Origin of the sequence: Tullyiplasma multilocale ATCC 49900, from assembly GCF_000483165.1 — a bacterium.
Lineage (GTDB): Bacteria > Bacillota_I > Bacilli_A > Mycoplasmatales > Mycoplasmataceae > Tullyiplasma > Tullyiplasma multilocale.
Map to the genome: position 1 here is coordinate 36,918 of NZ_AXXW01000005.1, position 14,199 is coordinate 51,116.

Here is a 14,199-nt window from a genome sequence, read left to right on the forward strand (position 1 = left end):
TTCCTTTCTTATGTATGATTTGATCATTACTTAATAACCTGCATTAATCCTTCATGCTTATAGAATTCTCCAGCTTTAGGATCTGTAGCCATTCAGAATAAGAATTTAGCAATAGCTTCAATATTTTTATTTTGTGCTTTGTAGATAGCTATAAATGGTCTAACCAATGGGTAATTATTTAAATCATTAGTATTTTCAACACCTTCAATATCAGAAGTAGATTCCTTATTAACATCATATTGGTTAACACCATCATTAATAACTACAGCTTTTAAATCATTAAATTTCTCTGCATCTTGAACGTATTCTGCATATGCCATAGATACATATCCAATTGAACCATTTGATCTTTGTATCTGTGAGAAAATAGAACCATTATTTCCGTAGGCATTTGCTGCTCTACCAGGTGTAATCCCCTCTTTTTCATTTGATTTTTTAGTAATTTTTTCAAATGAACTTCTAGTTCCTGAACCCGGAGTTGTTGTGTATGGATTTACCTTGATGTTTGCAACTTTTGGTAATGCTAATTTAAGTTTCGCAATTTCTGATTGTGAAACCGTTTTTGTAGATGGAATTTCTAATTTTTCAATTATCATCTCAGCTAAATGTCTTCATGTAATTAAATCATTTGGATTGTTTGGTTCATAAATTGCTTTTAACACATCAATTGAATCATCACTTAAAGTCGGCATAGCTCCACTAACGGCAGCTGTTTTGACTCCAAATTCGAAGTATTCAACAAAATCTTCGAAGTTTGTTCCTTCAATGTTGTAGATAAATACGATAGAATCTTTTGCAAACTCAATGTGGTGAATATCTTCTTTATCTTCACTCATATTAGCCTTAATATAGTCTAAATACCCCTGTTCTGTTGCTTGAGTACCATAAGCATTAAGACCATTCTCATTTACTTGAAAAAACTTTTCATTATCGTCATAAATATTATATTCATTAGAATCAAATGCTTGTTCATCAAATTCTTTTGAAATGAACCCTGCATTATAAACATCATTTTGGACATTCTTAACTCCAGCTCCAGATCCAGTTGAACTGTAGATGAAAGATTCTTTTTTCTCTTTTTTATAATTATTAGTTAGTTGTTGTAATAAAGGATCTACTGATGCTGATCCTCCAATACTTAAAGAATTATTAGGTGCGGCGAAAGTTCATGCCCATAATCCAATGATTGCACCCAAAAGGATTGCTACCACTAAAAATAGTTTTTTACTCATTTTGTCGTCTCTCCTGACAGTATAAATACTTACTTAATTATACCAAATTAAACACAAAACTAGTCCTTTTTGACAAAAAAACCAAGCTAGGCTTGGTTTTCTTTTATTGTTAATTCTTTAGCGTCAACAAGTTTAATTTTAACGATTTTTGTGATACCTTTTGTTTCCATAGTTACCCCAAATAATACGTCACAGTTCTCCATTGTTCCTTCACGGTGAGTAACAATAATGAATTGTGTATTTTCAGTAAATTGTTTTACGTATCTTGCAAAACGTTCAACGTTAGCAGGATCTAATGGAGCTTCAGCTTCATCAAGAATTACTAATGGTAAAGGTCTTACTTTTAAGATTGAGAATAGTACTGATAATGCTACAAGTGATTTTTCTCCTCCAGATAGTAAGTTTAAGTTACTAATTTTTTTACCTGGTGGGTTAACTTGAATATCAATTCCAGTTTCTAAAATGTTATCTGGATCTGTATAAATTAATCTAGCAGTTCCTCCACCAAATAATTTTGCAAATGCTTCTGGTAATGCATCATTCACATCATCAACAACTTTTTTGAATTGTGTTTCCATTGCAATATCAATATCTGTAATAATATTTTGTAGTTTTTCAATTGCTTCACGAATATCTTTAACTTGAACTTCAAAGTAATCGTAACGTTCTTTTTCAGCTTTAAATTCTTCAATTGAATCCATATTGATGTTTCCAATTTCTTTTAATTCAGTCGCCAATGTAACGATTCTTTCACGAGCGTAAGCTTCATTTTCAATGACAGTTGTTTCCATCTCTAAAGCAGCTTCAGCAGTTAGACCATATCCTTCTGCTAAACGTTTTAATGACATCATGAATCTTTCTTGAAGAACATTCAATTCTGAACTAGCTTTTGCATATTCGTCTTTTAAATCACTTAATTCGTTACGTTTTCCTGAGTTAAGTTCATTAATTTCTCTTTGACGATCTGCATGCTTATTACGTTCTGTTGAAAGTTGATTAATTCTAATTTGAATTTCATCTCTTTCATTTTCCAACTTAGCAATTTGTTTAGCAATTTTAATTGATTCAGATTCATTTGAATCGTCTTCTTGTTGCCCTAATAAATTTCTACCAGTTAGGATTCTATAATCTTCACTAAGTTCGTTTAATGCATTTGTAAGTTGCTCAATGTTTAAGTTAGTGTTTCTGATATTTGCTTGAATATCATTTTGTTCATCACGTAATTTATCACGTTCAATTTTTACTTCATTTAATAATTTAGTTCTTTCAATTTCTTTAGCTTCTAATTGTTGGATAACTCTTTCAAAATCTTCAATTGTGTTTGCTTGTTTATTTTGTCCAGCAAAGATATTTTGATTTTTAGTTTTACCCCCAACAATAGCTCCTTTAGGTAGGAATCTTTCCCCTTCTAAAGTAACGATGTTGAATTTGTAATTAATGTTTTGAGCAAGTTCTCTTGCTGAATCATATTTATCCATAACAATTACAGTACCTAAAGCATAATCTAAAGCTTTTTGATATTTTCCATCAATTGAAACTAAATCATTTGCAAATCCAACAAATCCTCTAGCTGATTCAATTGCAGATCTTTGAGGTCCTTGAATTGTAGAAGGGTTTAATGAATCAAGCGGTAAGAATGTTGCGCGTCCAGCGTTATTTTTCTTTAAGAATTCAACAGCACGTTTAACATCATTATTAGTTTTCATAACAACTGATTTCATTGAACCAGCAGCAACTACTGAAATAGCAGTTTGGAAATCTTCTTGAACATTTACTAAACTAATTAATGTTCCGATAACTCCACCAATTGTGTTACTGTGTTCAACAACAACAGCTCCACCATCATTGTAAGCCATAGCGCCCATTCCACGTTGGTTTTCAGCGTGTTCTTTTTGCATTTGAACTCTTGTGCTATTTCTTCTAATAGTTTCAATTTCATCATAAATGTTTGAATATTGACTTGCCACATAATCATATTTTTCGTTAATTTCAGTAATTTGATTTTTGTAACGGAAAACTTTATCTTTTTCACTTGATACAACAACACGTTTTTCATCAAAGGCTTTTTTAATTTGCCCTGCTTTAAATTCATCTTGATCTTTTGTATCTAATTTTGAAGTTTCTCTTGCATCAACTTCTTGTTTTTTAACTTTTAAATTAGCAATTCTTTGAACAATCTCTTGGAATTTATTATTTAATTGTTGAATTTCTTTTTCTGAGTTAGAAGTATCATTCATCATTCCATCGAATTCGTCTTGAGATAAGTTGATTTCATTTGAAAGATTTTTAATTTTTCCTTCTAATGTATTTTTATTAGCTCTTAATTCTTCAATACGAACTTTAATAGTTTTGATATCTTTAACTAAAATTGAAACTTCAATTTGTTGTAATTCTTCAATTTTTTCTTTGTAAAGTTCAGCTTTTTTAGCTTGTCTTTCCAAATTGGGTAATCTTCTTGCAATCTCGTTTGATATATCTTCTACTCTCGCTAAATTTTCCATACCTTTCAGTAATTTTGAAAGTGTTTCACGTTTACGTTTTTTGTATTTAGCAACTCCAGCTGCTTCATCAAAAATATTACGACGATCTTCAGGTTTAGCTTCTGCAAAAGATGAAATAGTTCCTTGAGAAATAATTGCAATACTTGATTTAGTTAAACCTGTTTCTAAAGCGGCATCTTGAATATCTCTCAATTTAACTCTTTGTCCATTAATGTAGAATTCACTCTCACGAGTTTTCTTAACGAATTTACGTGTGATTTCTACGATGTCAGTATCATAACCAGAAAAGATATCTTTTTGATTATTGAATACTAAAGTAACTTCAGCAAAATCAGCAGCTTTTTTATCACTACTTCCACTGAAAACAATATCATCCATATTGGCACCACGTAATGACTTAGTTGATTGCTCTCCTAATGTTCATCTAATAGCATCAGTAATATTTGATTTACCTGATCCGTTGGGACCAACTACCCCGATCATCTCGTGTGTGAAATCTAAAGTTGTTGGTTCTGCAAATGATTTGAAACCATAAGCTCTAATTTGTTTTAAAAATAACATGTATATATCTCCTATAATTGCGTTTTACCATTTTTAATTATATCAAAATTCAAATAATTAAAGTTGGATATTTATCAATAAAAACCTTTCCATTAAGTGTAGAATAAAAAAGAAAAAGGAGTTATATGAATCTATTATTTATTGGAGTTGGTCATATGGCCACAAGTTTAATTAAAGGGATTAAAAAAACATCTAGTGATGTAAACATTTTTATTAATAATCGTGAGAAGACATTGGCTAAAGCTACTGAATTAGGTGTTCACCCTTTAGAAGATTTAAAAGCCATTAATAATAAAAATATTGATGCCATCATAATTGGAGTTAGACCCAACTCTTTAAATGAACTATCAACTATATTAGATGAAATTGATTTATCTAATATAACAATAGTTTCAATGTTGAGTGGCGTAGAAATATCAACTTTAGAAAGTGCGTTCATCAAAAATAGAAATCTTCACCTAGTTCGAATCATGCCTAATTTAAATGCTGAAATTAATATGTCTGTCACTGGGATGTGTTCAAATGGTTTAAGTGAAGAAATGGATAAATCAATTAAGAGTGTTTTTGAAAATTGTGGAAAAGTAGAATTGATAGATGAAGATTTATTTTCTGAATTCACAATTGCTGCTGGTTGTCTTCCAGCTTATGTATTTCACATTCTCGATTCATATATTAAAGCAACAGTTAACTCTGGAATTGATGAAAAAACAGCAAAAAGAATTATCCTAAACACATTCGAAGGTTCGGTTAAGAATGCTTCACAAAACACTTCACCTCTTCCAATGATGGTTGAGCAAGTTTGTGTTCCGGGTGGAATTACCATTGAAGGATTAAAAGTTTTAGAAGTTAAAAAAATTGATGAAATTATTGAAGAATCATTTCAAGCGGCATTAGCAAGAGATAAAAAATAAATTCACAAAACAACCCCAAGAGATCAAAAAATGTTCTCTTGGGGTTTTTGTTCTCTCTTCACTTATTTTCTCAAACGTTTTTTAAATAATATTCCTGTTCCAATGATTATCGGAACTACATAAACTAGAACAATTAGAACATTTGCTCATAGGAATTTGTTTGGTCCTCCCACTATTGAAGTTGAGATAATGTCAAACATGTTAGCAAAGGGTAATATGTAGATAAATATCACATAACCATTTTCTGCATTCATACCACCACCTGAAAAATTATTCATGAAAAATGTCAAACCCAAAATCGGTAGAAGAACTACAGGAACTACTTTTTCAGAAAAAATTGAACCAGCTAAAATACCGATACAAATAAAAAATAATGCAATCGGAATTATCATGACAACAAATACAACAAACATAGGACTGATACTCATACCCATTATTATCGACGCTATTGTCATAACTAGAATATGAAAGATGTTGAATAAAATATATGGAATTGCGTAACTGATTATATATTCATAGGATTTTACAGGAGACAAGAAAGCCCTATTCAAGAGACCAGAATTACGATCCTTTGCAATAGTTACTCCTATTTGTGGAATTAATTGCACAAAACTTATTAGAGAACCGATTGCAAATATTCCTTCTATTGGAAGTGGTGCTTCATTATCAAATAAACTAGCAATTTTTGTCACCGCAAAAATTATTAGAGGCATGGTAATCAATAATATGAATCCTATTTTATCATTATAAATTTCTCAAAGATTTCTTCTTGTATAACCTTTAATGCGTTGTAAATTCATCTTAAAGACCCCCTGTTATTTTAATAAAGGCTTCATCAAAAGTTGTTGCATCTACTGAAGATATTATGTTTTCGGGTGTATCTAACACCTTAATAAACCCTTTACTAATAATAGCCACTCTATCTGCATATAAGTTAGCTTCCTCAAGATAATGGGTTGTAAGGATTACAGTTAAACCACGCTCATTTTTTATCCTCAAAAGTTCATCCCATAAGAGCTTTCTACTAACTACATCCAATCCCGTTGTCGGTTCATCTAAAAACAAAATTTCTGGTTCTGTCATCAGTCCCATGGCGATACTCAAACGCCTCTGATATCCTCCTGATATTTTCTTAGCTTTGAGATTTCGATATTCGATCAACTTTAGCGTTTCCATCATCTCTTCTATTTTTATTTTTTTATCTTCCTTTGGTTTTTGATAAATATCGTAAATAAATTCTAAGTTTTGATAGACAGTTAAATTAAAACCCAATCCCAATTCTTGTGGGACAGTACTTATTTTATGACTGACTTCCTTCCAATCTTTTTTGGTGTCTTTACCCATAATTTGTATCGTTCCAGAATCCATTTTTGTCAAACCAGTGATCATATTTATTGTTGTGCTTTTGCCAGCACCATTTACGCCAAGTAAGGCAAAAAACTCACCTTTATTAATTGAAAAATTTAAATTATTCACAGCTATTCTCTCTTTGTATTTCTTAGACAGCCCTTCAACTTTGATTATTTCCATACGAAACCAACTTTCTACATTATAAATATCTTACTACTATAAGTGTTATTTAAATAGTTTAAAAATGTTCCATTTTGGAAGATTTTTCTCCATTATTGTTTTTTTATAAATAAAAAAACCAGTTATCTGGTTTTAATTCATTTTATTAATTAAGCACTCATTTTCGCAAGACAATCTTTAGCGGCATTTTGTTCAGCTTCTTGTTTAGAGAACCCTTTACCAATCCCGAATTTTTGCCCTTCTAAATTAACACTTACTGTATATTCGGTTCTATTATCTTTTTCTATATGTCTTTCATTTTCAACAACATACTTAAGATCATTTCTGTTTTCCGCTTGTAATTTTTCTTGTAATTCAGATTTATAGTCTTTTAATTTATCCATAAATCCCGGTTTAGAAATTTCTTTGTATAGAGTTTCTTTTAATCAACATAAAAGAACTTCTTCTCCATGATCTAGATAAATTGCTGCTGTAAAAGCTTCAAAAACATCTGATAAAATAGAATCTTTATCATAACCTTTTGAGTTTAATTCACCTTGTCCTAAACGGATTAAACGACCAAGTTTAATCTCACGAGCTACTTTAGCAAGCGATTCTTCTCTAACTGCATTCGAACGATATTTAGTTAAAATACCTTCAGCAATTTTTGGGAAATTTAAGAAGAAATATTTACTTACGTACATTTGTAAAATAGCATCACCCAAGAATTCCATCCTTTGGTAAGTATATTTTAAATGCTTCTCATTTGCATAAGAGTTGTGAGTAAGTGCTTCATTGTAGAAGTGAGAATTTTTGATTGTAATTCCGTACTTATCTAAAAATTCTTGTACTGTCATTATTTATCCATCCCTTTTTTCATTTTGTTTAATACATCGTTTTGTACAGCCGAGTATGTCATTCTTAATGTTGCTTTAAATGATTTAACATCACTTGATCCATGAGATTTGAAAGCTATTCCATTAACACCAATTAGAATTGCCCCAGCATGGTTTTTGTAATCAAATTTGTTTCCAACTTCTTTGAAAGCTGGTTTTAAAAATAATGCATTTATTTTTCTAAAGAAAGTTTTTGTAATTGATTCTTTAATTTCTGACATGATGTTTTTGGCCATTCCTTCAACTGCTTTTAAAGCGATATTTCCTGTGAAACCGTCAGTTACTAAAATGTCAACATCCCCTGCAACCATATCGCGTGTTTCAATGTTTCCTAAGAAGTTGATTGATTCATCTTCTTTTAATAATTTATATGTTTGTTTTTGGAGATCTTTACCTTTTCCTTCTTCAGCGCCAATATTCATTAGTCCAACTCTCGGATTTTTGATTCCTTGAATTTCTGAAGCGTAGATTGTAGCCATTTTAGCATATCCTAAAAGGTCTTCTGGGTCATTTTCTGTATTTGCACCAGCATCTAATAATAAAGTTGTAATACCAGCTTTAACAGTTGGTAATGTCGGCATAAAACCAGGTCTAGTAACCCCTTCAAATTCACCTAAAATAAAGTGTGATCCAGCAATGAATGCTGCTGAATTTCCACCAGTTAACATTCCGTCAACTTTACCTTCTTTAACTAATTCTAAAGTTCTCACTAATGATGAGTCTTTCTTTCTTCTAACATCCATAATTGAACCATTCATATCAATTACCTCAGTTGTTGCAAGGATCTCATATTTAGATTTATCTAAACCACCATTTTCTTCAATTGCTGCCTTAATTTGTTCTTCGTTTCCAACAAAAACTAAAACTAAATCGTTTTTATCAGCTAAAAATTCAATTGCTGCCTTAACCGCTATTGTAGCTCCATTATCTGAGCCCATTACGTCGAATGCTATTTTATACATATCAATTACCTCTAATTTCTTTCTATTATTATATAACAAAAAGCCCGTAACCAAGTTACGAGCTTTTGTATTATTCAATTCCGATGATAAATGAGTAGATTTTTTGTCCACCTTCAACGATTTCGTATTCAACGTTGAAGTTTTCATCTAAGAATTTTCTTAAATCACTTATTGATTTTGCATCAGCTTCTTGACCAATGAAAATTGTTAAGATTTCTGTTTTATTAGTAATAAATTTACCTAATTGTTTTTCAAAAATTAGTTTTAAACTTGTCTCAGTTGCGATGATTTTTCCATCAACAATTGCCATTTGTGAGTTCTTTTTAACTTTAACTCCATCAACAACAGAATCTTTAGCTGCTTTAGAAACGTTAAATGAAGTAACATTTTTAATTGCTTTAGATAAGGCTGTGTTATTTCTCATAGCACTTGCACTTGGATCGTAACTTAATGCTGAAGACATACCTTGTTGGATTGTTTTTGTTGGAATAACGTAAATTTTTGATTTAGTTTCTTCTTTTTCAGCTTGTTTTGCTGTTAAATAAACATTTCCATTGTTTGGCATGATAAATACTGTTTTAGCATCAACTTCTTCGATTGCTTTTAAGAAATCGTTTGTTGAAGGGTTCATTTTTGAACCTCCGTTAATAGCTAAATCAACACCTAATTCAGTTTCAAAGTATTTTTTCATCTCATCTGATTGAACAACAGCAATTGTTGCTGCATCATTTTTTAACTTACGTTCAATTTTGATTGAAGTTGATTCTTTTCAAGTTTTATTAACATTTGGATTTCCACCTTTAACTTGTGAATCAGCTTGAATGTTCATGTTTTCAACTTTAACAGTTTTGAAATCACCATATTGTTGTAAGAACATTAAAACTTGACCTGGAGATAAAGCATGTGTATGAACTTTTAAGATGTCTTCATCGATAACTACTACCATTGAAGTGTTTCTGTATAAGTTTAATTGGTCTCTAATTGTTGAAACTTCTAATTTGTTAATTCATTCAGAGTTTAAGATAACCACACCTTCAGTACAGTAACCAAATTCTCCTTCAATTTCCATTTCAAGGTTTCCACCATCATTTGTTCCCAATTTAGCTAGACGTTCAATAATTAAACCAGTTTGAACAACATTGTTCATTCCTTCTAAGAATTTAACTAATCCATATCCACCTGAATCAACAACACCAACATCTTTTAATGCTTGTAATAAGTTTGGTGTGTTATCTAAAGAAGTGTTTGCAGCAACGATAATTTGTGCTCAAAATTCTTTTAATTCAAGATCATCAGATAACATATCTGCAGCTTCACTTGTTTCTCTAATAACTGTTAAAATTGTTCCTTCAACTGGCTTCATAACTGCTTTATAAGCAATATCTTTAGCACCAGCAAGACCTAATTTTCAGTCCGCTACAGTCATTTCAGTAGATTCAGCCATTCCTTTAGAAAGACCTTTCATAATTTGAGAGAAGATAACACCTGAGTTACCACGAGCTCCCATGATTAATCCTCTTGAGAATGCTGATAAATATTCACCAACTGTTTCATATTCGTTATCTTTAACATCGTTATAACCGTTTGTTGCAGTTAAATTCATGTTTGTTCCAGTATCACCATCTGGTACTGGGAAAACATTTAATTTATCGATGTGAGGATAGTTGTTGTATAAATTATTTACACCACTTTGGATCATATCCATTAATAAGTTTAATTTTTCCATTTTCCTTGTTCACCTAATTTTTTTATTTTTTTTATTTATCTATTTTTTATATAGTTTATTTTTAATTTATAAATTACATCAAATCGTCAACTGCTACGTCAACCATATATTTAACTGTAAATTTAGATATTTTTTCTAATTCATATTTAACACGAATTTGAATTTCTTTAATAACATCTTTTATATTAACTCCGCTTATAAGAATTACGTGAATTCTAAAACGAGTTACGTTATCTGTGTTTGTGAATTCAATGGCATTATCAATGTCTTTAGTAGCTAGTTCTTCTCTTGTATCTGCATTAAAGTTTGCAAATGACATTACTCCTGGAACAGTAACTACCGCATCTTTGATAACCTTTATAACTGATTTATCAAAATTATTCACAAAATCACCCGACTTTCACTAATTTATTTTAGCATATTTAATATATATGAATACAATTATTGACCTTAAATAATCACTTTTTATATAAAAAAGAAAAATAATAAATATAAAAATGAATTTAGTATTGTATTTAAGATTAATATTTAGTATTATTTTCAAGTATATGAAACAAATATAAAAAAGTGCGAGGTGAAACACAATGGCAAGAAAAGATACATTAACAGGTAAAGGTCCCCTTTCAGGGAATAACAGATCACACGCCTTAAATGCAACTAAAAGAAAATGAAACTTAAATTTACAAAAAATTAAAGTGATGGATGAAGACGGTAGAGTTTTCACAATCAAAGTTTCAGCTAGAACTTTAAGAACACTTAAAAAACAAGATAAAGTTGTTGGTTAATAATAATTTCTAAAGAACCTAACGGTTCTTTTTTTATATCTAATTACTCGAATATATAAAAAGAAGCGATTTTCATCGCTTCTTTTACTTTCTCTTAAAGATATAGTTATCTGTTTTTCTATATATAGACACGTAAAGTATTGCTCCTGCAACTATTCCCAGAATTCCAAAAAGAACAACAACTAAAAGAATTATTTGATTCCCTAATTGACTAGCAATTTTTGTTTCAAATCCAGTATTGGGATCTACATACTTTTCTCAATACTTAGATTCAATTCCTGACTTAATAGCCTTAAAGAATGCATTAGGAGTAAAAGCTATTACAGATACTATTGAAACCCCTGCTCCATAATTTTCATTACTAATATTTAACTCCGTTCCAATTGGAGATCAACGAATCGTCACCAATGCTCAAGTTAATAATCCAAGAACTAGAACATTTATCACTGACGCAATCTGAATAAGTGTTTTGAATAAGACACTCTTTTGTTTAAAATCAGAAAATCCCGGCAACAATATAGATATAACAACAAGTGCAACCCCAACAATCAAACCTATTGTAATTCAAAAAATATAAGAATGAGAATTATCAGCTTTTCTTCCCGCAAAGTTTGCAATAATAACTCGCATAACATACGTTCTGAAAACCCCAATAAATGAGACTAATGTGGTTGATATCAATAATGTATTTGTAAGGTAATTGGTGTATGAAGCTAATCCCATTTGAAGCATGTAAACACCAAGTATTAAAATACCAAGTAATCATACTTTTCAAGATTTAATTATCGACAGTACACCCCTTACTGAAAATGTTTTGCTCTTGCCGTCATCAACGCCTTTGATAAATAAAATGGTCAATATTAACGAAGTGATTATCAAAGAGACGTATATAGTCACTAGCACGAAGAAGCCGGTGTTGATAGATTTCTCCCCAATGTTAATTGTTGGCAAACTACCACTTTTAGATAGAGTTAAAAGCAAAATCCCTAGAAGGGCCAGAACAAGACCTATTAGTCCATTAACAGTTCCTTGAATCCCATTATTTCTTCCAACTTTCTTCTCTTTTTCTGCGCCTTCCAAATCTTCGGTATTATGGTTTTTTATTATCTTTCATAATGGCGCTCACAATAGCGCTCCACTCGCAAATGCAAAACCCACGAATATTACATAGAGTTGTCACAATATAGCCGTTGAACTATCATTAAAAGGCAATGACATATATCACAAACCAAGCAAACTGGTTATTACCAATGCAGTTATTAACAATGTTCTACTTTTAAATTTATCACTTGTATACGATCCCAGTAACATACAGGGAAGAGCTGCAAAACCATGAACCGAACTAGCACTCGAATATTGACTAGCACTCAAATATAAACTACTGCTTAAATTAGGAATATAGTTTTCCATATATAAGGGTATGGCCATCAAAACAACATCTGTTAGAGCCAATATTAATATGGGTATATTGTCTTTTATACTTCTCGAAATATTTCTAAAATTCTTAGTTTTAAATTTCATTACCCATCCCCTTTTTCTATACCAAATATCAATATTTTAACTCATATACCTTCAGAAAAAAAGATACAAACATAGTTGTTTGTATCTTATAAACCCAATTTAACTTGAACTTCAATTGTGATATCAACACGATCTTGTTTGTGAGCTACCATTATTTCTTCTGTATTAAAATCAATTAGTAAATCATATACAGATTCAGCATTAATTTCTTCATCATCTTCAACATTCATTCACTCACTAAATGTTTGTGAATATTCCTCAATTAATTTCTCTCTAATATCTTTGTCATAGACTTTTTCTTTTATTAATTCAGTAATTTTAAACGTATTTGTAATACCTTCGTTTTCCACAAAAACTTTATACATTACAAACTTAACAAAATTTCTAACAATTTTTCTATCAATAGAAATTTGTTGTTCTAACTTTAAAGCCTCTGGAGTTTTTTCGGCAACTACTTTAATTTTATTATTTTTCTTCGCAGCCTTTTTAGCTATCAATTCTTTTTCTCATTCGGGTATGAAAACATCTTCTGTAATTTGTTCTTCAACTTGTTGAATGTATTTACTTTTATCTTTGGTTTCTTCTTCAATTAAAACTTTGTTATATTTGACAGCGCTTTCCATAAATAAATATGCTGGAACATTTAGTAAAACTAAAGTGATTATTTTTGTAAACATATCTAAGTTAGAAACTTTATTCATAATGATACATCATCAAACAATAACAAACATTGAAAAAATTATTGGTACGGCCATCAAACCGATAACCAAACTATTAGATGTACTTTTTCCATTACTTGATTGAGATGGTCCAACGAAATATACAATCAAACCAGTAATCAATATCAATATTAAAGTTCATATAACTAGTGAAAAAACTGCTAATCATTTTGAAATTTTCATATAATCACCCTTTCATTATTAAATAATACTTTATTTTTGTGTAAATTTGTACTTTTACAAAGTATAATATTTATGTATTTGCCCCCTTGGCGGAATTGGTAGACGCATCAGACTCAAAATCTGACGAGGCAACTCGTATCGGTTCGATTCCGATAGAGGGCACCAGTATAAAAGAACAAGCACCAATTTTTGGTGCTTTTTATTTTTGATTGTGTTTTATCTAATGTTTGTATAAAATTAGATAAGTCGGAGGTTTTATAATATGAGATGAATGGTTGAAAAAGATAAAAATGGTTTTGTACATGTAAGACCTGACTCAAACGGAAACTTTAAAACACGTGATGAAGCTATCGAAATGGCTAGAAAATTAGCCAAAGGTAATAAAACAATATTAAGAATACACAATCAAGGCAGTGGATACGACGTTGTCGATTACACAAGTATTTTAACTTCTAATGAACTTTATTCTAAAACTTTAAGTGAAGTTAAACTAGCAAGGGCTGAATTGACAGTAGCTACAATGGAATACAAAAAAAGAAAAGAAGAGAAAAAATCTTCTAACGAAGCTGATATGCCAATCGCTAGAAGAAAATTACAACTTTCAAAAGACAGACTTAAGAAAGCTAAACTAAATCTTAAGCTTGCGATCAAACGCAATAAACCAGCTAAGGTTTCTGTTCACGAATAAAAAAA

At 30.5% G+C, this 14,199-nt stretch carries 13 protein-coding genes and 1 tRNA gene; 4 read left to right on the top strand and 10 right to left on the bottom strand.

Translation table 4 applies throughout. The annotated features are described in order from the left end of the window. Positions 1 to 26: 26 nt before the first annotated feature. Together ptsS and G319_RS0100210 are read right to left on the bottom strand one after the other, a co-directional pair. Positions 27 to 1,232 (bottom strand): phosphate ABC transporter substrate-binding protein, encoded by a 1,206-nt coding sequence (gene ptsS, locus G319_RS08705; protein WP_026389139.1) that lies wholly within the window; start codon positions 1,230 to 1,232, stop codon positions 27 to 29. An 86-nt stretch (positions 1,233 to 1,318) separates the two neighbouring features. After that, positions 1,319 to 4,294, bottom strand: coding sequence for an AAA family ATPase (locus tag G319_RS0100210; protein ID WP_026389140.1), 2,976 nt, complete (start codon positions 4,292 to 4,294; stop codon positions 1,319 to 1,321). 125 nt (positions 4,295 to 4,419) lie between these two features. Here G319_RS0100210 and G319_RS0100215 point away from each other — a divergent pair, with 125 nt between their 5' ends. Continuing rightward, the gene (locus G319_RS0100215) at positions 4,420 to 5,205 is read left to right on the top strand and encodes a pyrroline-5-carboxylate reductase family protein (RefSeq protein WP_026389141.1); all 786 of its coding nucleotides are present in this window, start codon (positions 4,420 to 4,422) and stop codon (positions 5,203 to 5,205) included. 62 nt (positions 5,206 to 5,267) lie between these two features. Here G319_RS0100215 and G319_RS0100220 read toward each other — a convergent pair whose 3' ends face one another. The 6 genes from G319_RS0100220 to G319_RS0100245 form a co-directional block, all read right to left on the bottom strand. After that, positions 5,268 to 6,005 (bottom strand): ABC transporter permease, encoded by a 738-nt coding sequence (locus G319_RS0100220; RefSeq protein ID WP_026389142.1) that lies wholly within the window; start codon positions 6,003 to 6,005, stop codon positions 5,268 to 5,270. A 1-nt stretch (position 6,006) separates the two neighbouring features. Beyond that, positions 6,007 to 6,735, bottom strand: coding sequence for an ABC transporter ATP-binding protein (locus G319_RS0100225; RefSeq protein ID WP_026389143.1), 729 nt, complete (start codon positions 6,733 to 6,735; stop codon positions 6,007 to 6,009). Between the two features lie 149 nt (positions 6,736 to 6,884). Next, positions 6,885 to 7,571, bottom strand: a complete 687-nt coding sequence (gene rnc / locus G319_RS0100230) for a ribonuclease III (RefSeq protein WP_026389144.1) — start codon at positions 7,569 to 7,571, stop codon at positions 6,885 to 6,887. After that, a complete protein-coding gene (gene plsX, locus G319_RS0100235) occupies positions 7,571 to 8,572 on the bottom strand; it encodes a phosphate acyltransferase PlsX (protein WP_026389145.1) in 1,002 nt (333 codons plus the stop codon). Before plsX ends, rnc begins: the two co-directional genes overlap by 1 nt. A gap of 70 nt (positions 8,573 to 8,642) precedes the next feature. Next, positions 8,643 to 10,298: a DAK2 domain-containing protein gene (locus tag G319_RS0100240; RefSeq protein WP_026389146.1), complete on the bottom strand. Its 1,656-nt coding sequence runs from the start codon at positions 10,296 to 10,298 to the stop codon at positions 8,643 to 8,645. A 73-nt stretch (positions 10,299 to 10,371) separates the two neighbouring features. After that, on the bottom strand, positions 10,372 to 10,683 hold the full coding sequence (locus G319_RS0100245; RefSeq protein ID WP_026389147.1) for an Asp23/Gls24 family envelope stress response protein: 312 nt from the start codon (positions 10,681 to 10,683) through the stop codon (positions 10,372 to 10,374). A 199-nt stretch (positions 10,684 to 10,882) separates the two neighbouring features. On the opposite strand from G319_RS0100245, the gene rpmB reads away from it, so the two are divergent. Further along, entirely contained in the window at positions 10,883 to 11,083 is a 201-nt protein-coding gene (gene rpmB, locus G319_RS0100250) for a 50S ribosomal protein L28 (protein ID WP_026389148.1), read from the top strand. A gap of 84 nt (positions 11,084 to 11,167) precedes the next feature. On the opposite strand, the gene G319_RS0100255 is transcribed toward rpmB, so the two are convergent. Beyond that, positions 11,168 to 12,454 carry a hypothetical protein gene (locus G319_RS0100255; protein WP_280123350.1) on the bottom strand — a complete coding sequence of 429 codons (1,287 nt, stop codon included), beginning with the start codon at positions 12,452 to 12,454 and terminating at the stop codon, positions 11,168 to 11,170. Between the two features lie 236 nt (positions 12,455 to 12,690). Next, positions 12,691 to 13,506 carry a hypothetical protein gene (locus G319_RS08710; protein ID WP_026389150.1) on the bottom strand — a complete coding sequence of 272 codons (816 nt, stop codon included), beginning with the start codon at positions 13,504 to 13,506 and terminating at the stop codon, positions 12,691 to 12,693. A gap of 80 nt (positions 13,507 to 13,586) precedes the next feature. Here G319_RS08710 and G319_RS0100265 point away from each other — a divergent pair. Both G319_RS0100265 and G319_RS0100270 read left to right on the top strand, forming a co-directional pair. Next, positions 13,587 to 13,671: transfer RNA gene (locus tag G319_RS0100265), tRNA-Leu, on the top strand. A 97-nt stretch (positions 13,672 to 13,768) separates the two neighbouring features. Then, complete coding sequence (locus tag G319_RS0100270; protein ID WP_026389151.1) at positions 13,769 to 14,194, top strand: DUF2188 domain-containing protein; 426 nt, start codon at positions 13,769 to 13,771, stop codon at positions 14,192 to 14,194. Positions 14,195 to 14,199 lie beyond the last annotated feature (5 nt).